Below are 22,497 nucleotides of genomic sequence, written 5' to 3' on the forward strand. Positions count from 1 at the left end.
AGAGCCTCGCGATCAAAGATCCTTGGCCAGCCTGAGGCCATCATAGATGGCCGCATGGGTATTGCGAGCGGCAACCGCGTCGCCGATGCGGAAGAGCTGAAACTTGCCCTCCCCGTTGCGGACGACGGATTGGGGCTGGCCGGCGATCAGCTGGTCGTAGGACATCTCCCCGAGATTGCTCGAGGACGGCTTCAATTCGAAATAGAGGTCGTCGAGCGGAATCGTGCCGTGATTGACGACAATCTGGTCGAAGCTGCGCTGCCTCATGATACCGCCATAGTCGCTGCCGATATGGGCGACCAGCTGGTTGCCGGCTTTCTCGACGGCATGGAGGCGGTAGGTGACGGTGAAGGCGACATCCAGTTTCTGCAGCGCGCGCATATAGGGCACGAGGTTCATCGCCATCACCTCCGGCGCGAAGGAACGGTCCGGCGTCATGATCTCGACCTTCGCACCGGCCTGCGCCAGGATCTCGGCCGCCTGCAACCCGGCATGGTCTCCGGCATCGTCGAAGATGAGCACGTTGGAGCCGGGTTTGACGTCGCCGGAAATGATATCCCAGGCGGAGACGACGAGCTCATTGCCGGTGGACAGCACCTCGGTATGTGGCAGGCCGCCGGTGGCGACGATCACCACGTCGGGCTTCTCGGCCTCGATGCTGCCGGTATCCGCCCAGGTGTTGAAATGGAAGGTCACGCCCAGCTTCTCGCACTGGCCCATGCGCCAGTCGATAATGCTGATCATTTCCTTGCGCCGCGGGCTCTGGGCGGTGAGCCTGACCTGCCCGCCCGGCTTGCCGGCAGCCTCGAAGACGACAACCCGGTGCCCCCGCTCGCCAGCGACGCGCGCCGCCTCCAGGCCCGCCGGGCCAGCGCCGATGATGGCCACTGTCTTGCGAACCTCAGCCGGTTGCAGGATATGCGGCATGGTCAACTCACGGCCGGTGGCCGGATTGTGAATGCAATAGGCCGCCCCGCCCTGATAGATACGGTCGAGGCAGTAATTGGCGCCCACGCAGGGACGGATGTCGTCCTCGCGCTTTTCGATGATCTTGCGTACCAGGTGCGGGTCCGTCATGTGGGCGCGGGTCATCCCGATCATGTCGACCTTGCCGGCGGCGATGGCGTGACGCGCCGTGGCGACATCCGGAATCTTGGCGGCGTGAAAGGTGGGAAACTGCGTGGCGGCTCGGATTTCACCCGCGAAATCCAGGTGCGGCGAGTTCGCCATGCCCTGGATCGGGATGACGTCGGTCAGCCCGGCATCGGTGTCGATATGCCCGCGGATGACATTGAGAAAATCGATCAGGCCGCTCTCCTTGAGGCGGCGTGAGATCTCCAGGCCGTCTTCCCTGGTCGTGCCGCCCTTGAGCTGCTCGTCGGCCGTGTAACGCACGCCGACAATGAAGTCGGGCCCGACACGCTCGCGGATGGCCTTCAGCACGTCGAAGCCGAAGCGCAGGCGGTTTTCGAGCGATCCGCCATAGGGGCCGTCCAGCTCGTTGGTGAGCGGCGACCAGAACTGGTCGATCAGATGGCCATAGGCTTCCAACTCGATGCCGTCCATGCCGCCGGCCTTCATGCGCTCGGCCGCATCGGCGAAATCCTTGATGATGCGCTCGATGTCCCAGTCTTCCAGTTTCTTGGGAAAGGCGCGGTGGGAAGCTTCCCTGTGGTGGGAAGGCGCCACCACCGGCAGCCAATCTCCCTTGTCCCAGCGCGTGCGGCGGCCAAGATGCGTGAGCTGGATCATCACCGCCGCGCCATGCTCGTGGACGGCGTCGGTCAGGTCCTTGAGCCAGGGCACGATCTCGTCCCTGTAGGCGAGCAGATTGTTGAAGACCGGCGGGCTGTCCTTCGAAATGGCCGCGGATCCGGCCGTCATGGTCATGGCGACCCCGCCCTTGGCCCGCTCCACGTGATAGGCCCGATAGCGCTCCTTCGGCATGCCGTCCTCCGGATAGGCCGGCTCATGGGAGGTCACGATGATGCGGTTGCGGAGCTTGAGATGCTTGAGCTGAAAGGGCTGCAGCAGGGGATCGTTCGACATGGCTCGGGGTCCAGCATTGCATGTGCATCAAAAGGCTAGGCAGAATGTACATATGTGTCAATCGACCTCTAACGGTCTCGTCATGTTTTTTGACAATGGTGTACATTTTTATTGCTTCTAAACGAGGGACTATGGCAGCATGGCTCCCGTCCATGGACGACGGCGCTTTCCGGCGGGAAGTTTGCGGTCGCTTCATCGCCAAGCATGGTTGCCGGCTTGATCACATGAGCAATTCACGATGAGCGGATCCCTGAAAATCGGCGTGATCGGCGCGAATGGCTGGCTTGGCGGCGCCATCGTCCAAGCCCTGCTGGATGCCGGCATTGTCTCGCCCGAGCATTTGGTCCTGTCCCTGCGCAGCGGCGAGCCCACGCGCTTTCCCGCCGCGCGCTGGACCCGAGACAATCAGGATCTTGCCGACAGCGTCGATCTCCTCATCGTCAGCGTGCGCCCCGCGGACTGGCCGGCGCTGGGCGTCCGGGCTGCAGGCAAGCTCGTCATCTCCGTGATGGCCGGCATTGGCCTGGAACGGTTGATCGCCGGTCTCGGCTCCGAGCGCGTTGTACGCGCGCTGCCCAACGCCGCTGCCGAAGTGCGGGCCTCCTTCACTCCCTGGATCGCCACCCCCGCCCTATCGGCCGAGGAGCGCCGGCTCGTCGGCCGGATCTTCGAGGCCTGCGGCACGAGCGCCCAGCTCGAGAGCGAGCGCGAGCTGGACTACCTGACCGGCCTTGCCGGTTCGGGACCCGCCTTTCCGGCGCTGCTGGCGACGGCGATGATGCGCCACGCCACGGCGCACGGCATCGACGCCGAAGTGGCCCGGCAGGCTGTCACCCATCTTCTCGTCGGCACCGGACGCTTGTTCGAGAAGAACGGCGATGACCCGGCAAACACCGTCGAGGTCTTTCTCGACTACCGAGGCACCACCGCCGCCGCCATCGGGGCGATGCGCGCCAACGGCTTCGACGAAGCGGTTGGCGCAGGCCTCGCCGCAGCCTTCCACAAATCCATCAGCATGGGCCTTTCGGCCTAGCTGCAAGGGGCACGGTGACGGCGGCGCACCGACAGCCTGACAAAGCCGCCTGAAGCAGAGGGAAATGACCGTGAAGAAACTATTGTTGACGAGTTGCCTTGCCCTTGGCCTGGCCGGGCCGACGTCTCTGGCTCAGGCAGCCGAGTGCGGTTCGGTGTCCGTTGCCAGCATGAACTGGCAGAGCGCCGAGGTGCTGTCCAACATCGACAAGTTCATCCTCAACAACGGCTATGGCTGCGCCGCCGAGATCACGGTGGGCGACACCGTGCCGACGATCACCTCCATGGCCGAGAAGGGAGAGCCCGACATCGCGCCGGAGGCCTGGATCGATCTCCTGCCGGACGTGGTCAAGCGCGGCATGGACGAGGGCAAGCTGGTGACGGCTGCGACCTCGCTGCCTGACGGCGGCGTGCAGGGCTGGTGGATTCCCAAATACCTCGCCGATGCCCACCCGGACATCAAGACGATCGGCGATGCCCTCAAGCATCCCGAGCTCTTCCCCGATCCCGAGGACTCCAGCAAGGGTGCCATCTTCAACGGCCCGCAAGGTTGGGGCGGCACCGTGGTGACGGCGCAGCTCTATAAAGCGATCAATGCCGAGAAGGCCGGCTTCAGGCTGGTCGACACCGGTTCGGCGGCCGGCCTCGACGGCTCGATCGCCAAGGCCTATGAGCGCAAGAAAGGCTGGTTGGGCTATTACTGGGCGCCGACCGCCCTGCTCGGCAAATACGAAATGGTCCGCCTCGATCCCGGCTATCCCCGCGACGAAGCGGAGTGGAAGCGCTGCAACACTGTGGCCGATTGCGCCGATCCCAAGCCCAATGCCTGGGTTCCCGACAAGGTCTACACGCTGGTCTCCAAGAAGTTCTCCGAACGCGTCGCTCCCGAGGTCATGGACTATCTGAAGAAGCGCGCCTGGCACAACGAGACCGTCAACAAGGTGATGGCCTGGATGACCGACAACCAGGCCAATGGCGAGGACGGCGCCAAGCACTTCCTGAAGGAAAATCCCGACATCTGGACGCAATGGGTCTCGCCGGCGGCCGCCGAGAAGATCAAGGCCGCGCTCTGACAACAAGAGGCGGCGCGCTTCGGGCGCGCCGCCTTCGTGACGCCCATAGCAAAAACAACAGGGCGCCGTGGCGGCAAAGAGGGGTCATCCGATGGAGTGGTTCTACAAATTTCCGCATATGAACGATGACAGCCTTCGCGATCTGAAAAAGGCCATCGACGAGGGATTTCGCACTTTCACCCGTACCTATGGCGATGCCATCGAGAGCTTCTTCTCGCCGCTTCAGTATTTCCTGATGCAGGCCGAACGCTTCATGACGCAGACGCCGTGGCCGATCATCACCCTGATCATCCTGGCCATCGCCTGGTTCGCCAGCCGGAGCTGGAAGGTGGTGCTCGCCTGCCTCGTGACCCTCATGGCGATCGGCTATTTCGGCATGTGGGACGACACCATGCGCACGATCTCGATGATCTTCGTGGCAACCGTGCTTTCCATCGTGATCGGCATTCCCATTGGAATTCTGATGTCTCTCAATGACCGGCTGCAGAGAACGGTCAATCCCCTGCTCGACGTGATGCAGACCATGCCGAGCTTCGTCTACCTCATCCCGGTGGTCATGCTGCTGGGGATCGGCCGCGTGCCCGGCCTGATCGCCGTGGTCATCTATGCCATCCCGCCCATCATCCGCCTTACCAACCTCGGCATCCGCCTGGTCGACAAGGACGTTCTCGAAGCGGCCGATGCCTTCGGATCGTCCGGCTGGCAGAAACTCAAGAACGTCCAGCTCCCCCTCGCCTTGCCCACCATCATGGCCGGCATCAACCAGACGATCATGATGGCGCTCGCCATGGTGGTCGTCGCCTCGATGATCGGCGTCCAGGGGCTGGGCCAGCCGGTGCTGAAGGCCATTGCCAACCAGTATTTCACCCTTGGCATCTTCAACGGCCTCGCGATCGTTGGCATCGCCGTCATCTTCGACCGGGTCAGCCAGGCCTATGGCCGGCGCCTTCAGAAGCACCGGGAGACGGTTCATGGCTGAGGGCACGAACCAGTACGGCATCGAGATCCGTAACCTTTCCAAGATCTTCGGCCCGAATGCCAAGGCGATGGTTGAGCTCGTTCGGCAGGGCGCGACCAAGGCCGAGCTCAACGAACGGCATCGTCATATCCTCGGCTTGCGCAACATCAACATCAGCATGCCGGCCGGCGGCATCCAGGTGATCATGGGCCTCTCCGGCTCTGGCAAGTCCACGCTCATCCGGCACATCAACCGCCTCGTCGATCCGACGGACGGCGAGGTGCTGGTGGGCGGTGAGGACGTCGTCAAGATGAACCAGCGCGAATTGCGCGAGTTCCGCCGCCACAAGACGGCCATGGTCTTCCAGAAGTTCGCGCTGCTGCCGCACCGGACCATCCTGGAGAACACGGTTTACGGCCTCGAAATACAGGGCGTGCCGCGCGCCCGGCAGGTTGAGGAAGCGATGCGCTGGATCGGGCGGGTCGGCCTCAGCGGCTTCGAGGCGCACTATCCCAACCAGCTGTCGGGTGGCATGCAGCAGCGCGTCGGCCTTGCCCGCGCACTGACCAACGACGCCCCGATCCTGCTGATGGACGAGGCCTTTTCCGCACTCGATCCCCTCATCCGCATGGACATGCAATCCGTGCTGCTCGACCTGCAGCAGGAGATCAAGAAGACGATCGTGTTCATCACGCATGACCTCGACGAAGCGCTGCGGCTGGGCGACCGCATCGCCATCCTGCGCGACGGCGAGGTGATCCAGCAGGGCACGAGCCAGGATATCGTGCTCAATCCCGCCGACGACTACATCGAGAACTTCGTCAAGGAAGTGAATCGCGGTCGCGTCATCCAGGTGGACGCGATCATGTCCCCCCTCGCCGAGGGTTATGAGACGAACGGCATGACGGTATCGTCGGGCTCCACCCTGGAAGGCGCCATCCGGCTGCTCGCCCACCAGCCGCATGACGACGTCGCCGTGCTCGACCCGGCGGGCAAGCCCATCGGCGTGGTGAATCTCAGGCAGCTCGCGGCCGCCGTCGTGCCTTCGCACTGACGGGCGGCAGCGAAGGCAAGCAATCCGAGGGGCCGGGCCAAGCCACAGCCCCTCGCACGTTCCTCCCACCTGCCGGATGGCCGCTGTGTCCAAGCAGTTTCCCCGCCTGTTCTCTCCCCTCACGATCGGCAAACGCACACTGCGGAACCGGATCGTCTTCGGTGCCCACACCGCGAACATGGCCGTCAATGGGCTGCCGACGGAACGCCATGCCGCCTATTATGCCGAACGCGCCAAGGGGGGCGCCGGCATGATCGTCGTGGAGCCGATGCCCGTGCATCCTGCGGCCATCCTCACCCGCGGCAACTTCCGGACCTGCGACGACAGCGTCATCGCCCCGTTCCAGAAAGTCGTCAGCGCCATCAAGGACAATGGTGCCGTCGCCATCCAGCAGCTCTATCACGTCGGCGCCCATGGCGATTCCGACAATTCCTTCCACCCCCATTGGTCCCCCTCGGGCCAGCCGAGCTACCATGACAGCGACGGCTCGCACGCCATGAGCGAGGCCGAGATCTGGGAGACGATCGAGAGTTTCGTGGAGGCTGCGCGCCGGTGCCGGGCCGCCGGCTTCGACGGCGTGGAGGTCTGGGCTGCCTATCTCGGCCTGGTCGACCAGTTCTGGACGCCTTGGACCAACCGCCGCGAGGACCAGTGGGGCGGTACCTTGGAGAACCGCACCCGCCTGTCGAGGGAAATCCTCACCCGCATCCGCAAATCATGCGGCGAAGACTTCATCATCGGCCTGGCCATCAGTGACGAGCCCGATTACAGCGTCGCGCTCAGCCGTGACGCCCTCGCCGAAATCGTCGGCCTGCACGACCGGCAGGGCCTGATCGACTACGTCACCTGCGGTTCCGGCGGCTATCTCGACTTCCACAAGCTGATGCCGACCTTTCTCTATCCCGAAAAGCTCGGAGCGGATCTGGCGGCCAGGATCAAGGCCGTCACCACGCATGCGGTCGTCATTGCCGAAAGCCATATCCGCACTCCCGAAAATGCCGAGACGGTCCTGAGCGAAGGCTCGGCTGATCTCATCTCCATCGTGCGTGGCCAGATCGCCGATCCGCATCTGGCCCGTAAGGCCGGCGAAGACCGCGCCGACGACATCAGGGGCTGCATCTCCTGCAACCAGATGTGCTGGGGGCGCCGCTCGCGCGACTACTGGATCAGTTGCCTGATCAATCCCTCCGTCGGGCGGGAGTCCGTATGGGGTGGCGACCGTTTCGAGCCGGCCGCCGCGCCACGAAATGTCCTGGTGGTGGGCGGTGGACCGGCAGGCCTGGAAGCAGCCCGCGTCGCCGCCGAACGTGGGCACAAGGTAATGCTGGCCGAGGCGTCCAGCCGGCTCGGCGGCAATTTCCTGCTCGCCGGCCTGCAGCCCCGCCGCGCCCAGATCCTCGATCTTCTCGCCTGGTATGAACGCCAGTTGCACAAGCTGGGCGTCGACGTCCGCCTGAACTGCTACATGGAGGCCGACGAGGTGGCGACGATGGCACCGGATGCCGTCATCCTCGCCACCGGCTCCCTGCCGCCCGACACCGGTTTCCAGAAAGCCCTGCCGGCGGTCGAAACACTTCCCGGTATCGAAAAGGGCAATGTCTTTTCGATCGAGGCCGTCATGGGCCGCCAGGCCCGTCTCGGCAGGCGCGTGCTGCTGCTCGACGAAGGCGGCGGCTGGCGCGGTGGCGGAACCGCCTGGAAGCTGGCGGAGGAAGGCCACGAGGTCACCATCCTCACGCCGGATGCCTTTGTCGGCAAGGAGCTGCAGCGCACCACCGCCGACGTTCCCCTGCGGCGAACCCTCAGGAGGCTCGGCGTCACCTGGCAGGTCGAGGTCAGCGTCGCCGAATGGCATGGCCAGGGCGCCACGATCATCGACCACACCAGCGGCGAAAAGTCGTTTATTGCGGCCGATAGCCTGGTGCTGGCCATGACCAATATCGCGGCGAACTGGCTTGCAATGGACCTGACGGCCCGGGGCGTGCCCTATGTCGAGATCGGCGATTGCGCGGCGCCGCGCCAGGCGCCCTACGCCTTCTTCGATGGCCGAAAAGCCGCTCTCGGCCTTTGACCGGACGCCGAAAGGCATTGGGCCAGGCAAACCAGCTGCTTCAGCCCCATTTCTTCCGAAATCTCCTGGAATTGTTCTCTGCCGCTGCTTATCGAACCTTCAGGTCCGCTGGCGGTTCTTAAGCCGAGCGATGACGCGGCTGCTCAAAGCTTTCCCCGCCGGCCCTGAGCTGCCCTTTGCGGGACAACGGCCGTCTGAAGGCCCCGAAAGGGTGGCTCGCGGCAAGACACAGCAGCATTTTCGAAAGACGAGCAAGATGGCCATATCCGATCCGTCGATTCCAAGAAAGGCAGCTGCCGGCCCCAGTCAGAAATTCGGGACCGAGGGGCTGGCCGACATGGCCCGGCCGAGCCGGATCACGCATTTTTTCATGGCGGTTGTTTCCTGGGCCGAACGCCTCAATCTCAGATATGCAAAGCTCGGTAATCCTCCCGTCTACGAGAATTCCGCTTTTCCCTGGGCTCTGGAGATCGAGAGAGAATGGTTGGCGATCCGCAAGGAGCTGGACGAGGTTCTCCTGCGCCAGAGCGAGCTTCCCTCGTTCCACGAGATCTCGACCGACGTGAAGAGCATCTCGAGCGATGACCGCTGGAAAACCTTCTTCCTGCTTGGATTTGGTGTGAGGTCGGAACACAATATCGCAGCCTGCCCGCAGACTTGGCGCATCGTGAACAAGATACCGGGCCTGACGACGGCAATGTTCTCGATCTTCCAGCCGGGCAAGCATCTGCCGCCGCATCGCGGGCCCTATAATGGCGTGCTGCGCCTGCATCTGGGGCTGATCGTGCCCGAGCCGAACCATAAGCTTGCCATTCGCGTGGGCGAGCAGGTCTGTCACTGGCGCGAAGGCAAAGTGCTTATTTTCGACGATGCCTTCGAACACGAAGCCTGGAACGATACCGACGAGACACGAGTGGTTCTGTTCGTCGATTTCGTCAAGCCGCTGAAATTCCCGGCACGCTTTGTCAATTGGTGCCTGATGAACCTCGCCCTCTTCACGCCCTTCATCAAGGAAGGGCTGGACAATCACAAAGCCTGGGAAAAGAAATTCTATGCGGAAGCCGAAATGCTCCGCAACCAGCCAAGGCATTGAAATCGCCCGGTTCGTGGGTCAGTGCAGGCTATTTCTTTGATTCCGGCCGAGGTCTCACGCCGCCTCAGCAAATCGCCTCTCGCCATCCCCGACCAGATCCGCGTCGAGCTCGAAGCCGAGGCCGGCGCCCTGGAGAGCCTCGATCCAACCCTGCTTGGGATCGAGGTCAGGCGACGCCACGATATCCTTCTGCACCAGCTGCCACATGATCTGGTTGCCATCGTCGAGATTGGGGATGGCCAGCGCGATATGGTGCTCGGCACAGGTGGTGATGCCGGTGGTGAAGGAACTGTGGATGCAGATCTTCAGCCCCGCCGCCTCGGCGACCGCCGCCGCCTTCAGCATGGGCTGGATGCCGCCGATCTCGCGCGGCCCGATGCAGATCATGTCGGCCGCGCGCTGGCGGCAGATCTCATAGACGTCGTAGAGCGTGAACGCCGCCTGGTCGGCGACGATCGGAATCCCGACGGCCTGACGCACATGGGCCATGGCCGGAATGCTCCAGCTCACCGTCGGCTGCTCGATGAACTCGATCTCGAATTTATCCAGCTTGCGGCACATGTTGATCGCATCATGCACGCTCCAGCCTTCATTGGCATCGAGCCGCAGGCGCGCATCGCCGATCTCGCGGCGCACCGCCGCCGTGATTTCGAGGTCGAGCTTCTCGCCCCGCCCGACCTTCAAATAGAAGACGCGTTCGCCGCGCGCCCGGCCGGCGGCCGCATCACGCGCGAGTTCCTCGGTGGTCTCCCCCTGCAGGAAATAGAAATAACCGACGGCCTGGCGGTGAGCTCCGCCCAGAAGACGATGAACCGGCAGGCCGGCAAGCTTTCCCTGGAGGTCCCACATCGCCATGTCTACGCCCGAGAACATCTGGTTGGCCGCGCGCATGATATTGGCGCCGTGGCCGAGATAGTCCTGGTGGAAGATGCGCGCGATCAGCGGTGCGACGTCATAGGGCGACTGGCCGACCAAATGACTCGTCAGCCGCCTGAGGATCGCTGCCGTTCCCGCCTGGTCCGGCGCCACGGTGCATTCGCCGATCCCCACCATGCCGTTGTCGGCCTCGATCTCGATCAGATTGACGGCGAAACTCTCCCTGATGCCGTAAGACCAATGATAGGGCAGCTTGAGGGGCAGCACCAGCGGCCGGATGCGCACCTGCGAGATCTTGACCATGTCGCCCATTCCTTCCTGATATCGATGCGGGTGGCGTTGCCGGTGCCCGGCCTATGCGCGGGCGCCGGCGGCAAGCGTCGAAAGGGCCTGGGTGATGCGGCCCATCGCCGCTTTCGCGCGGGATGCCGTGTTGCGAGCCCTCAGAAAGCTGTGCGGCAGGCCTTCTTCCTCATGCCAAGATGCCTGGACACCTTCGGCGCGCAGCCGGCTGCAATAGACCTCCCCATCGGAGGAAAGCGGATCGCATTGCGCCGTGAAGACAGACGTCGGCGGCAGGTGGCCGAAGCTGGGGCTGGCAAGCGGGGTGAAGCGCGGATCGCTGCTGCAATCGATGCCGCCGGTGCGCACGTCGCGATAATAGAGGACGTCGCGGGTGGTCAGCAGGGGCGCCTCGGCATGAATGAGATAAGAGCCCTTGTCGATATCGCTCCCCAGGAGGGGGTAGATCAGCACCTGCCCGATCGGCCGTTGCCCTTGGCGCCCGGCATGATCCGCCAGGCAGGCGGCAAGATTGCCGCCGGCAGAATCGCCCGCCAGCACAATGGGGCGATCGAAACCGGCCGTCACCCAGCCATAGGCGGCAATGGCATCCTCCAGCGCCGCCGTTCCCCCATGTTCGGGAGCCAGGCGATAATCGACCGAGACGACCGTCAATCCCGTCGCCGCGCAGAACTCGGCGCAGACATCGTCATGGCTTTCGAGACCGCCGAGCACGAAGCCGCCTCCGTGGAAATAGAGGATCGTCGCACGATGGTCGCCGCGCCCTGCCGAATAGATGCGGATCGGAATGGCGTGGCCCGGCGTCTCGACAGCCGTGGTCTCGACGACGATGCCGGGAGGCCGGTCCGTATGAAAAGCTCGGGCCATCCGGTCATAGACCTCCCGGTTGCGCGCGATCGGCCAGTCGACGGCCTCGGGCGGATAGAAAGCATTCGTCCGATTGATGAAATCCCAGGTTTCGGCGTCGATCAGTCGAGTATAGTCCGGCGTCATCATCGGGTACCGCAGGCAGGCATGAGGTGAGGTCTCGTCGGCAGTTCGGTCGTCATTGCGAGCGCAGCCAAGCAAGGCGTAGGGCGCAAACACAGCCTCGGAAGCGGTGGATTGCTTCGCTGCACTTCGCAACACTCAAAGCAATCCCGCCTTTTTCAGATAGTCCTTGGCCACGTCCTCGATCGCTTTCTTGTGGACGTCGACCTCGCCATTCAGTTCCTGCATGGTGGTATCGTCGAGCTTGGCCGAAAGCGACTCGAGCGTGGCTTTCAGGTCCGGATGGGCGTCGAGCGTGGCTTGGCGGACGACCGGGGCGAGCGCGTAGTTCGGGAAGAAGCCCTTGTCGTCCTTGAGCAGGGTCAGCTTCATGGCGGCGATGCGCCCATCGGTGGCCCCGACCGTGGCGACGTCGATGTCGCCGGCGGCAAGGGCGTTGTAGACGAGCCCGATCTCCATCGGCCGCAGATTGGCGCGGCCGGCCTTGAAGCCGTATTTCTTCTCGAGGCCGATCAGGCCGTCCTCGCGCTTGGGAAACTCCGCCGTGGCGCCGAGCAGGACCGGCTTGCCGTCCTTGTAGGCGGCAGCGAGATCAGAAAAGGTCTTGAGCCCGTCCGTCTTGGCATTGCCGGGCCGGATCGCCAGCGCATAGGTGTTGTTGGCTTTGGAGGGGGCCAGCCAGACCAGCCCCTTGGCGCCATCCAGTTCCTTGACCCTGGCATAGGTGGCCTCGGGCGAGAGCGGTTCCGTCACCTTGTTGAAGGTCACCAGCGAGGTACCCGTATATTCCCAGTAGAGATCGACCTGTCCGTTCTCCAGCGCGGCGCGCACGATGTTGGTGCCCATGCCGTCCTTCTTGTTGATGGTATAGCCCTTGCTTTCCAGCAACTGCCGGGTCATCTCGGCCAGCAGGAACTGTTCGGTGAAATCCTTGCCGCCGACGGTGAGCGTGGCGGCAAAGGCCGTGGTCGACAACACGAAGGACGCCGCCATGCACAGGGCGGCAATCGCTCGCTTCGGCAGAATGCTGATCATGGTCTCTCTCCTGCCGGCCGCCTCCGGACGGCGCTGGCGCGAAAATTCGGGAAGAATGGGCCAGCCCCGTCCGGGCGGCCCATAGGCTCACTTCAGGCCGTTCTGCTTGAGGAAATCGGCCGCGACGACTTCGACCGTCTTCTTGTCGACGTCGACCTCGCCGTTCAGCTTCTGCATGGTGGCATCGTCGAGCTTCGCCGAGAGCGCCTCGAGGGTCGGCTTCAGGTCGGGATGAGCATCGAGCACGGTCTTTCGTACCACCGGTGTGAGGGCGTAATTGGGAAAGAAGCCCTTGTCGTCGGCGAGCACGCGCAGCCCCAGCGCCGCGATCTGGCCGTCGGTCGCCTGAGCGGAAATGACGTCGAGGTCCTTGTTGGCCAGGGCGCGATAGGCCAGGCCCAGATCCATCGGCTTGACGTTGGCGCGGCCGGCCTCGAAGTCATAGGTTTTCTGCAGGCCGAGCAACCCGTCCTGGCGCTTGGGGAATTCGGCCGTGGTACCCATCATCAACGCCGTTCCGGCCTTGTAGGCGGCGGCCATGTCTGAGATCGTCTTCAGCCCGTCGGTCTTCGGATTGTCCTTGCGCACCACCATGGCGTAGGTGTTGTTGGCCTTCGATGGCGCCAGCCAGACCAGCCCCTTCTCGCCGTCGAGCTGCTTGACCCGGTCGTAGGTTTCCTGCGGCGAAAGCTTGTCGGTCACCTTGTTGAAGGTGACGAGGGAGGTGCCGGTATATTCCCAATAGAGATCGACTTCGCCATTCTCCAGGGCGGCGCGGACGATCTTGGTGCCCATGCCGTTCTTCTTGTCGATCGTGTAGCCCTTGCTGGTCAAAAGCTGCGTCGTCATCTCGGCGATGATCTGCTGCTCGGTGAAATCCTTGCCGCCAACCGTCAGATTGGCCGCAAGGGCGACGCCGCCGGCCGCTGCCAGTACGACAGCCGAAAATACGCCCGAACACACGCTCCTGCTCAGTTTCTTCAGCATTGTCATCGTCTTTCCCTCTGTTGCTTGTTGCCGCCGTTCAGCGCAGCGGATTGATGCCTCGCGGGACGAGGTAGTATTGCAGGCGGCCGACCAGGAAATCGGTCAGCACGGCCAGGATTGCGGTGGGAATGGCGCCGGCGAGCATCATCGGCAGCTCGTCGAGGGCGATTCCGGTGAAGATCAGCTCGCCGAGGCTGCCGGCGCCGATCAGGAAGGCCAGCGGAGCGGAACCGACGCAGATGGCCAGCGCGGTGCGGATGCCGCCGAAGATGACGAACAGCGCGTTGGGCAATTCCACCCGCCACAGGGTCTGCAGCGGCGTCATGCCCATGCCGCGCGCGGCTTCCAGGAGATGGGGCGGGACAGCCCTGAGCCCCGCATAGGTGTTGCGCACGATCGGCAGCAAGGTGGCCGCCCACAGGCCGAACACGGACGGCAGGGTGCCGATGCCGAGCCAGGTCATCGACAAAGCGAGGATGGCGAGAGTCGGGATCGTGCTGCCCAGATTGAAGATCTGCATCACGAATTCGGAGAACCGCCGGAGGGCCGGCCGTGACAGCAGGATGCCCACGGGAACGGCGGTCAGGATGGCGAGCCCGCCCGCCCAGGCCACCAGCTCGACATGCTGCAGGCTCAGATAGGTGATGTCGTCCCAATAAGCGAGGATCTCGCCCGCCATGCCGCTGAGCCACAGCCAGAGACAGATGGCGAGCAGCACCGCCCACATCGCCAGCGGCACCCAGAGATGCGAACGCCTCGGGGCGCCCTGACCGGTCGCAATGGTTGCCGCCGGCCCGCTCATCCCGTCTCTCCGGCGTGGCTGAGGCTGGCGACGATCGAGCGATAGGTCAGGACACCCTTGAGCTGTCCGGCCTCGTCCACGCAGGGCAGCACCGGCATGTCCTGGGCGAACATCGAGGCCACTGCATTGCGCAGGTCCGAATGGAGCGAGGCCGTGGTCTCGACCGGACGCGCATGCTCGCCCACCGTTCCCGCCGCAGTCCTGGCGCGGTCGAGTGCGAGCAGGCCTTGAGGCTTGCCGTCCGCCGTGACCACGATGATGGCCTGCTGGCCCGAGGCCTGCATTTTCTCGAGCGCGAGCGCGATCGGATCCTCGGCCCGCACCGCATCGAACCGGGCGGTCATCGCCTCTCCCGCCGTGACGAGCCGCAGGCGCTTGAGAGCGCGGTCGGAGCCGAGGAAATTCTCGATAAAGGCATTGGCCGGCCTGGCCAGCAGTGCGTCGGGGCTGGCATATTGTTCCAGGCGCCCGCTACGGAAGATGGCGATCTTGTCCGCCATCTTCACCGCCTCGTCGAGATCGTGCGAGACGAAGATGATGGTCTTGCGGATCGCCTGCTGCATCTTCAGGAACTCGTCCTGGATCACCTCGCGGTTGATCGGATCGATCGCGCCGAAGGGCTCGTCCATCAGCATGACCGGCGGATCGGCGGCGAGCGCGCGCAGCACGCCGACACGCTGCTGCTGGCCGCCGGACAGTTCACGCGGATAGCGGCTGAGGAAAAGATCGGGCTGCATGCCCACCAGTTCGAGCAGTTCGCCCGCCCGGGCGCGCGATTTCCTGCGGTCCCAGCCGAGCAGATCGGGCACCACGCAGATGTTCTCGCAGATGGTCTTGTTGGGAAACAGCCCGATCTGCTGGATGACGTAACCGATCGAGCGGCGCAGCTGGATCGGGTCGGTCGCGCTGGTATCCTTGCCGTCGATATAGACCTTGCCGCTGGTGGGCTGGATCAGGCGGTTGATCATCTTCATGGTCGTGGTCTTGCCGCAGCCCGACGGCCCCAACAGCACGCAGATCTCGCCCGCCGGCAGGTCGAGATTGATGTCGTCGACGGCGACGAAGGGCTTGCCCGCGGTTTCGAAGGTCTTGGTGAGATGTTCGAGACGGATCATCGGCTTGCTCCGCCCTTGATGCCCTTGGAAGTCAGCAGCCACTGCACCAGAGCGAGAAGCAGGTCTGCGGCGATTGCCAGGAGAGACACGGCCAAGGCTCCCGTGATCAGCTGCCGCGGATCGGATTGGCTGATGCCGCGCGAGATGAAGGTGCCGAGCCCCCCGGCGCCGATATAGGCGGCGATGGCGGTCACTCCGATATTCATGACCACGGCCGTGCGCACCCCCGCCATGATCACGGGCACCGCAAGAGGTATCTCGACCTGGCGCAGCCGCTGGCCTGTGCTCATGCCCATGCCCGTCGCCGCCTCCCGCAAGGCCGGATCGACATTGGCTATGGCGGTATAGGTGTTGCGGATGATCGGCAGCTGCGAATAGAGGATCACGGCGATCACCGCCGGCACGTAGCCGATGCCGTGGCCGAGCGGCGACAGCAGCGGAATCATCAGTCCGAACAAAGCGATGGACGGCACGGTGATCATGATCGAGGCGAGATAGAGCACGGCGTCGGCAGCGGTTTTGGACTGTGTGATCGCAATGCCGATCGGCACCGCCGTGGCGATGGCGATGCTCACCGCCACGAAGACGATGGAAATGTGCTCGAGTGCCCTGGCACCGATCACGTGGAGATTGTCGGAGATGAAGGTCAGGATTTCCATCATGCCGATGCGCCGCGATCCTCGTTTGTCTTCGTCGTTCGAACCCGCAAACCGCTCCTCAAAGTTCCGCGTAGAGACCGGAGGCATTCTCATAGGTGAAACGCAGGGGCACCGAGCCCTGGACCTGCCAGGCCTCGACCGGCGTGCCCTCGATCAGGCGGCAGGCGTCGTCGGTCGATACCACCGCGCCGCCATAGAGCCGGTTCGCCAGATTGAGGATGGCGGTCTGGTGCATGGCGGTGCTGGCGGTGCCGCAGGCATCCTTGACCAGGAGCACGTGGAAGCCGAGCGCCACGGCATCCTTGACCGTCGCATCGACGCAGGCCTCGGTCCACACCCCCGCGATGGCCAGCCATTCGATACCCTTGCGCCGCAATTCTTCTGCCGGCGAACTGGCACCGAACAGGCTCGGCTCCGATTTGAAGACGACCGCCTCTCCCGCCGCCGGCGCCACTTCGGCGCAGATGGCGATGTTGGGATCGTCCTTGTCGCTGAAGGCCGAGCGTCCGTCGGGTTGCAGCGGATGGAAGGGACGGCCGGGCGCCGCGGGATCGACGATATAGGCGGCGTGGTAGAGTGGCACGCCGTGCCGGCGGGCCGTATCCTGCAGGCGGCGCGCCTGCGCCAGGACGCCGGCATAGCCTTCGACCAGATAGCGCGGATCGGCCCGATGCTCCTCCTGGAGATCGATGAAGATGGCCGCCATCTTGCCGGTGTCGATACGCAGCGTCCGTTTCACTCAGATTGGTCCTTCCAGGAATTCGTCTTCATAGGGAAAGCGCGACAGGAGTTCCGTGCCGGTCTCGGTGATGAGGATCTCGTCTTCGAGCTTGACGCCTTCGCGCCCGCCCTTCTCGCCGATATAGCTTTCCACCGAGACGACCATCCCGGGCACCAGGTGCCCGTCGCGGCCATAGGTTTCGTAGTCCATTGAATGGGCGATGAACGGCGTTTCTCCATGCATGCCGACGCCGTGCATCACCGAGGTATAGCGCTGGTCGACGAAACGCTCTGGGATCTTCCAGGCCTTCTCGGCGATCTCGCGGAAGGCCATGCCCGGCTTCACGACGCCGATATTGTGCTGCACCTGGTCGTAGGACATGCGGTACAGCATCTTCTGATAGGTCGTCGGCTTGCCCGGGCCGCAGCGGAAGGTGCGGGAGAAATCGGAATAGTAGCCGTAGCAGCCGATCGTGTCGGTATCGAGGGCCACCAGCTCACCCGGGCGGATCTTGCGCCCGCTCGCCTCGTTGAACCAGGGATTGGTGCGCTGGCCCGAGCTCAAAAGGCGCGTCTCGATAAATTCGCCGCCCTGCCGGATCACCTCGTGATACATGATGGCGAAGAGTTCGTTCTCCGAAACGCCCGGCTTGATCGCCTCCCGGACCGCGGCGACGGCCGCTTCGGCCCCCGCCATCGAAACCTGGAGGCACTTGACCTCCTCGGGCGTCTTGACGGCGCGCACCGCCAGGATCTCCCCCTGGCAGTCTCTCACATCGCAGCCGCGTTTTTGCAGCGCCAGCGCCTGCAGATGACTGCAGCGGTCGAGGCCGAGCTTCATCGACCCGCCGCCATGGCTTCGCAGAAGCTCGGCGATCTCGTCGGCGAAGGGGCCGGCCGTCTCGTCGTCCCGGCCGGAGACCGACGACCAGACCAGCTTGGAAGGCCTGGCTTCGTCGACCGTGTCGAGCACCATCGAGACATGATAGCTCTGCGGATATTCGAACAGGACGATCGGTCCCTCGGTGGGGACAAAGAAATAGCGCGTGGAGTTGCGTAGGAAATAGCCGAACATATTGCGCGAGCCGGTGGCATAGCGCTGGTTGTAGGGGTCGAACAGCACGACAGCCCCGTAGCCCGCCTCGGCCATCCATCGGCGCAGCCGGGCAAGACGGCCCTTGCGCAGGGCATCGGCGTCGATGAAGGAAGGCTCGGTGTCGGAAAGCCACATGCCGCCGGCCGGATCCGCGGCCGCCGGATGGCGCATGCGATCCTTGAAGTCGACATCCTCGACGCGATCCGGATCGAAAACCACAATGCTCATGAACAGTCTCCTGTCCGTGGACTGTGACCAACCGGCGCGCGCATTGTTTGCCTGCTTTCCGCGAAAACTATGCGCGATTCCGCTAGGCGGGATTTTGTGACCTTGCTGCCCGGATCCGGCAGAGCAGGCGTATATGGATCAATGTTGTCATCCCGGACGCGATGCGGCGCGCAGTGACGCTTCGCAGATCCGGGACCGCCCTCAAAATGGAGCGCCTTTCCCGTCTCGCGGCCCCGTGTCTGCGACGCAGCATTCCATGCTGCATCGCGCACGGGATGACGAGAAAGCTCCATATGCGATCGCCCTCTCATGCTCGCGGCGCCTCCCCCGAGATCGACTTGCGCTGGCGCACCCCCCGGGGCGCGTAGCCGAAGCTGTCCCGGAAGGCCCGGGAGAAATTGGCCGCATTGGCGAAGCCGCAGGCGAGCGCCACCTCGCCGACCCGCAGGCTCGAATGGGTGAGCAGGTCGGCCGCCCGCCTGAGGCGCAGGCTGCGGTAATAGTGGCTCGGCGTCACGCCGAGTTCGGCGCGGAAGGAACGTTCGAGCTTGTCGGCCGATACGCCGAGGCGCCGCGCCAGCGCGTCCATGCGCAGGAGATCCTCGACGCAGTCTTCCATGATCGCCACGGCGGCCAGCACGAGTTCGTCGCCGATCCCGGTGCGCAGGCGCAACGGCATCAGCCGCCGGTCCACGCTCGACCGCAGCGGGCTGTGCACGAACCATTCGGCGACCCCGGCCGAGAGCTCGCCGCCATGATCGCGGCCGATCATCTCCAGCATCATGTCGAGACTGCCCACCCCGCCTGCCGCGGTGAAACGGCGCCGGTCGATGACATAGAGGTCCCGCCGCATGTCGAGACCGGGAAAAGCCTCGCGAAAAGCGGGTTGGCTGGTCCAGTGCAGGGTGCAGGCATGGCCATCGAGCAATCCGGCCCGGGCCAGCAGGAAAGCCGCGTCGGCGACCGATCCGAGATCGGCGCCAGCGCGCAGGTTGCGGCGGATCCAGGCCATGGCGTCCTCGGCGACCAGATGATCGGCATCGCCGCCCGAGCACACCACGATGCGATCGACCACGGGGGCATTCCGAACGCCGAAATCGGGCTCGATATGAATGCCATTTGAGGCCCGCACCTTGGCACCGTCGGGCCCGACCGTGATCCATGAATAGCAGCGCCCGCCCGACAGCGTGTTGGCGGCGCGCAACGGCTCGATCACCGAGCTGAACGCCATCAGCGGAAAGCCCGGAAACATCAGCACGGCAAAGCGGATCGTCTCGCCGACCGGCTTTTCGTTCAGCCTCGTTTCCATGGCATCGATCCCTTCCGCTTTCGCATGCCGAGCCTTGCGCGGCATGCCTCAGGGTTCTCCGGCACCGATCTCAGCGCGCCGGCGGGTGATATAGACCTCGAGCTCCTCGCGAACGGCTTCGTCCATCGCGGGCTCCTGATAGTCCCGCAATGCTTGCTGCCAGAGGCCGGTCGCCCGCTCGAGCGCGTCACGCGCCCCTGCCTCCTGCCAGCTGCCATAGTTCTGCCAATTGGAGAGCATCGGCTGATAGAAGGCGGTTTCGTAGCGCGACATCGTGTGTTCGCTGCCGAAGAAATGCCCTCCGGCCGGCACGGCCTTGATCGCCTCGAAGCCGAGATCATCCTCCTCGAAGGGCATCGGCCGCAGGAACTCCATCATGTTCTGGAGGATCTCGACGTCGAGGACGAGCTTCTCATAGGACGCCGTGAGGCCGCCCTCCAGCCAGCCGGCGGCATGATAGATCAGATTGGCCCCGCCCAGGACCGCGCCCCAGGTCGCCATCTCCGTCTCATAGGCGGCCTGCAGGTCGACGGCGTTGGAGGCATTGGCATTGGAGGTGCGGTAGGGCAGGCCATAACGCCGCGCCAGCTGGCCGGCGATGATGTTGGCCTTGGTGTTCTCGGGCGTGCCGAAGGCCGGCGCACCCGAGCGCATGTCGACATTGGAGGTGAAGGCCCCGTACATCACCGGCGTGCCTGGATTGACGAGCTGCGTCAGCACGACCCCGAACAGGGCCTCGGCATTCTGCTGGCACAAGGCGGCTGCCAAAGTCACCGGCGTCATCGCGCCCATCAGCGTGAAGGGGGTGACCGTCACCGGCTGGCCATGCTCGGCCATGGCCATGAGGCCATCCGCCATGGCGTCATCGAAGAGCCGCGGCGAATTGACGGAGATGATGGTGATGACGCCGGGCGAGGCGCGCATCTCTTCCAGCGTGATGCCTCGGGCGATCGCCATCATATTGATGGCGTCCATGGCACGGCCGCGCCCGATGGCGCTGCAGTGAAAGCTCAGATCGCTGAGGGACAAATTGGCCCTGTAGGTGTCGAGATGGCGCGAATTGGCCGGCAGCTCGATCGGCGCGCAGACCTGGTTGCCTAGGATGTGGATGGCGTTGAAATAATGCGCCAGCCGGGTGAAGTTCTCATAGTCGACGAGATTTCCGGCTCGCCGGCCATTGATGCGGTCATGCACATTGGGCGGCCCGGCCACTAGGCCGAAGACCAGCGCATTGCCGCCGATCTCGAGCTGCTTGTCGGGGTTGCGACCCGTCAGGGTAAAGCGGCGCGGCGCGGTGCGGAGCGCCTCCTTCACCAACGTCTCGTCGATGCGGATGGTCTGGTTCTCCCGGTCGACCAGCGCGCCGGCCTTTTCGAACAGGTCCATCGCCCGCGTGCTCATCACCCGGATGCCGAGTTCGGAGAGGATGCGCATCGAACTGCGATGCAGCACCTCCATGCGCTCCCGGTCCAGCATCTGCATGGGTGAATAGGGATTCGACACACGCTGCCAGGGCAGCTGGGGAATGCCCCCGCCCCGCATGCTCCTCGATCGGCGCCCCCCGCTACGCCTGTCCTGTGTCATGCCCGGTACGCCCACCCTGTTTATTCATCCGACAACTCGGCATGATAGGTGTGGCGGGACAGGCCTTTCACGCGATTAGTTTGGCGGCATTGCCCAAAAAAATTGATGTCATGGCGAAAAGCGGCATTGAATAGGTCGGCGGAGCTGGACTAGCCTCCGGCAAACATCAAGAGCCGCCATGAAGCCTCCTCCTCCGCTCAACTACATCCGCTCCTTCGAATGCTCGGCCCGCCATTTGAGCTTTACCGAAGCGGCCAAGGAACTGGGCTACACCCAGGCTGCCATCAGCACCCATGTTCGGGCGCTGGAACACTATATCGGCCGGCAATTGTTCGTACGCTATCCACGCAGCCTCAAGCTGACGGAGATGGGCGAGGCCTTCCTGCCGACGCTTCGGCAGGCGCTCGACCAGATCGATCATGCCACCGAAGCCATCCTCGCCTCCGTCCGGAACCGGACGGTGGTGATTTCCTGCCCGGCCACACTGGCCACCAACTGGCTCACCGGCTGCATCGCCGCTTTCCACGCCAGGCATCCGGATATCGAGGTGGTCCTGCATGGCACGATCTGGGAGGATCCCAGCGAGCCGGCCGCCGATCTCACCATTGCCGCCAGGCGCTTCGATAACAAGCCGCCGGCGGCGCTTGCCCTGTGGGACGAAAGTCTCGCTCTGCTCTGCGCGCCGCAATTCCTGTCGGGACCGAATGCGATCCGCTCCCCCGCCGATATCCTCAAACAAGGCTGGATCTTCGTGCATAGCCGGCAGGAATATTGGCAATGCATGGGCGCGGCCCTCGGCATCGAGACGTCGGAGCACGAGAAATATCTCAGCACCAACTCCTCCAATATCGCGCTGGAACTAGCCGCCGCGGGGGCGGGCTGCGTCGCCGTGCAGCTCTCGCTTGCGCGTCCCTTCCTGAAGAGAGGGCTCCTGGCCGAACCCTTCAGCGTGCGCCCGCCAAGCCCCTGGGGCTACTATCTTTCCGACAACGCTTCATCCAAGGGCAGCGTGGTGAAAATCGTCAAGGAATGGATCCTGGCCCGCGCCAGGGCGGAGACAGCCTGATACCAAGTTTGACGATACCGCTACGCCGAAGGCGGGGGAGGCCTGGGATCGCCGGCATCCTGCCGGCTCTTGGATACGGGCCGTTGGAGGTGAGGAAGAGCCGGCAGGATGCCGGCGATCCCAGGAAGAGGCGACCTCAACGCCGCTTGGTCTGACGCGATCCGCCGATAGACTTCCCCGATCCGATCCTAGGCCTGACAGGTTCGGCAACAAGCGAAGATCGCGAGGCCAATGACCTCGTTTTATTTGGCCATTCATCGCCGAACACCGCGCTTTTGCCTGGAAGGCCGCCTACCCGCTCCGCCCGCCGCTGCCTAGACTTGGGCGGTCAGGCGAGCGCGCTGCTACGGACCTTCCGACGGCAACTGCTCTTCGCCGGACGAATGTTCATCGGGAA

The 22,497-nt window shown here is 64.0% G+C and carries 19 protein-coding genes; 7 read left to right on the forward strand and 12 right to left on the reverse strand.

Annotation, left to right across the window (positions count from 1 at the left end; all coding sequences use genetic code 11):
- Nucleotides 1-12 precede the first annotated feature (12 nt).
- Entirely contained in the window at nucleotides 13-2,049 is a 2,037-nt protein-coding gene (locus C5L14_RS02800) for an NADH:flavin oxidoreductase (protein ID WP_105860479.1), read from the reverse strand.
- A 238-nt stretch (nucleotides 2,050-2,287) separates the two neighbouring features.
- On the opposite strand from C5L14_RS02800, the gene C5L14_RS02805 reads away from it, so the two are divergent.
- The 6 genes from C5L14_RS02805 to C5L14_RS02830 all read left to right on the forward strand — a co-directional run bounded on the left by C5L14_RS02805 (nucleotide 2,288) and on the right by C5L14_RS02830 (nucleotide 9,330).
- Nucleotides 2,288-3,082 (forward strand): pyrroline-5-carboxylate reductase family protein, encoded by a 795-nt coding sequence (locus tag C5L14_RS02805; protein ID WP_105860480.1) that lies wholly within the window; start codon nucleotides 2,288-2,290, stop codon nucleotides 3,080-3,082.
- 70 nt (nucleotides 3,083-3,152) lie between these two features.
- Nucleotides 3,153-4,154, forward strand: coding sequence for an ABC transporter substrate-binding protein (locus C5L14_RS02810; RefSeq protein WP_105860674.1), 1,002 nt, complete (start codon nucleotides 3,153-3,155; stop codon nucleotides 4,152-4,154).
- A 91-nt stretch (nucleotides 4,155-4,245) separates the two neighbouring features.
- The gene (locus C5L14_RS02815; protein WP_105860481.1) at nucleotides 4,246-5,133 is read left to right on the forward strand and encodes an ABC transporter permease; all 888 of its coding nucleotides are present in this window, start codon (nucleotides 4,246-4,248) and stop codon (nucleotides 5,131-5,133) included.
- Nucleotides 5,126-6,166, forward strand: coding sequence for a quaternary amine ABC transporter ATP-binding protein (locus C5L14_RS02820; RefSeq protein WP_105860482.1), 1,041 nt, complete (start codon nucleotides 5,126-5,128; stop codon nucleotides 6,164-6,166). The genes C5L14_RS02815 and C5L14_RS02820 overlap by 8 nt, the downstream gene beginning before the upstream one ends.
- An 85-nt stretch (nucleotides 6,167-6,251) precedes the next feature.
- Nucleotides 6,252-8,237: an FAD-dependent oxidoreductase gene (locus C5L14_RS02825; RefSeq protein WP_105860675.1), complete on the forward strand. Its 1,986-nt coding sequence runs from the start codon at nucleotides 6,252-6,254 to the stop codon at nucleotides 8,235-8,237.
- Nucleotides 8,238-8,493: 256 nt separating this feature from the next.
- On the forward strand, nucleotides 8,494-9,330 hold the full coding sequence (locus tag C5L14_RS02830) for an aspartyl/asparaginyl beta-hydroxylase domain-containing protein (RefSeq protein WP_105860483.1): 837 nt from the start codon (nucleotides 8,494-8,496) through the stop codon (nucleotides 9,328-9,330).
- Between the two features lie 54 nt (nucleotides 9,331-9,384).
- Here C5L14_RS02830 and C5L14_RS02835 read toward each other — a convergent pair whose 3' ends face one another.
- The 11 genes from C5L14_RS02835 to C5L14_RS02885 form a co-directional block, all read right to left on the reverse strand.
- Nucleotides 9,385-10,509, reverse strand: coding sequence for a mandelate racemase/muconate lactonizing enzyme family protein (locus C5L14_RS02835; RefSeq protein ID WP_105860676.1), 1,125 nt, complete (start codon nucleotides 10,507-10,509; stop codon nucleotides 9,385-9,387).
- Nucleotides 10,510-10,560: 51 nt separating this feature from the next.
- Nucleotides 10,561-11,502, reverse strand: coding sequence for an alpha/beta hydrolase (locus C5L14_RS02840; protein ID WP_105860677.1), 942 nt, complete (start codon nucleotides 11,500-11,502; stop codon nucleotides 10,561-10,563).
- Between the two features lie 135 nt (nucleotides 11,503-11,637).
- Nucleotides 11,638-12,534 carry a glycine betaine ABC transporter substrate-binding protein gene (locus tag C5L14_RS02845; RefSeq protein ID WP_105860484.1) on the reverse strand — a complete coding sequence of 299 codons (897 nt, stop codon included), beginning with the start codon at nucleotides 12,532-12,534 and terminating at the stop codon, nucleotides 11,638-11,640.
- An 87-nt stretch (nucleotides 12,535-12,621) separates the two neighbouring features.
- Nucleotides 12,622-13,527 (reverse strand): glycine betaine ABC transporter substrate-binding protein, encoded by a 906-nt coding sequence (locus C5L14_RS02850; protein ID WP_245443197.1) that lies wholly within the window; start codon nucleotides 13,525-13,527, stop codon nucleotides 12,622-12,624.
- A gap of 31 nt (nucleotides 13,528-13,558) precedes the next feature.
- Complete coding sequence (locus C5L14_RS02855) at nucleotides 13,559-14,323, reverse strand: ABC transporter permease (protein WP_281062556.1); 765 nt, start codon at nucleotides 14,321-14,323, stop codon at nucleotides 13,559-13,561.
- Nucleotides 14,320-15,438: an ABC transporter ATP-binding protein gene (locus C5L14_RS02860; RefSeq protein ID WP_105860486.1), complete on the reverse strand. Its 1,119-nt coding sequence runs from the start codon at nucleotides 15,436-15,438 to the stop codon at nucleotides 14,320-14,322. The genes C5L14_RS02855 and C5L14_RS02860 overlap by 4 nt, the downstream gene beginning before the upstream one ends.
- Complete coding sequence (locus C5L14_RS02865; RefSeq protein WP_105860679.1) at nucleotides 15,435-16,097, reverse strand: ABC transporter permease; 663 nt, start codon at nucleotides 16,095-16,097, stop codon at nucleotides 15,435-15,437. The genes C5L14_RS02860 and C5L14_RS02865 overlap by 4 nt, the downstream gene beginning before the upstream one ends.
- A gap of 58 nt (nucleotides 16,098-16,155) precedes the next feature.
- Complete coding sequence (locus C5L14_RS02870; RefSeq protein WP_105860487.1) at nucleotides 16,156-16,836, reverse strand: isochorismatase family protein; 681 nt, start codon at nucleotides 16,834-16,836, stop codon at nucleotides 16,156-16,158.
- Nucleotides 16,837-18,141 carry a M24 family metallopeptidase gene (locus C5L14_RS02875; RefSeq protein WP_105860488.1) on the reverse strand — a complete coding sequence of 435 codons (1,305 nt, stop codon included), beginning with the start codon at nucleotides 18,139-18,141 and terminating at the stop codon, nucleotides 16,837-16,839.
- Between the two features lie 307 nt (nucleotides 18,142-18,448).
- A complete protein-coding gene (locus tag C5L14_RS02880) occupies nucleotides 18,449-19,450 on the reverse strand; it encodes a GlxA family transcriptional regulator (RefSeq protein WP_181160990.1) in 1,002 nt (333 codons plus the stop codon).
- A gap of 48 nt (nucleotides 19,451-19,498) precedes the next feature.
- The gene (locus tag C5L14_RS02885; RefSeq protein ID WP_105860489.1) at nucleotides 19,499-21,034 is read right to left on the reverse strand and encodes a trimethylamine methyltransferase family protein; all 1,536 of its coding nucleotides are present in this window, start codon (nucleotides 21,032-21,034) and stop codon (nucleotides 19,499-19,501) included.
- A gap of 178 nt (nucleotides 21,035-21,212) precedes the next feature.
- Here C5L14_RS02885 and C5L14_RS02890 point away from each other — a divergent pair, with 178 nt between their 5' ends.
- The gene (locus tag C5L14_RS02890; RefSeq protein WP_105860490.1) at nucleotides 21,213-22,100 is read left to right on the forward strand and encodes a LysR substrate-binding domain-containing protein; all 888 of its coding nucleotides are present in this window, start codon (nucleotides 21,213-21,215) and stop codon (nucleotides 22,098-22,100) included.
- The last annotated feature ends 397 nt before the right edge of the window (nucleotides 22,101-22,497 follow it).

Source organism: Labrys okinawensis (assembly GCF_002982075.1).
GTDB classification, from domain to species: Bacteria; Pseudomonadota; Alphaproteobacteria; order Rhizobiales; family Labraceae; genus Labrys; species Labrys okinawensis_A.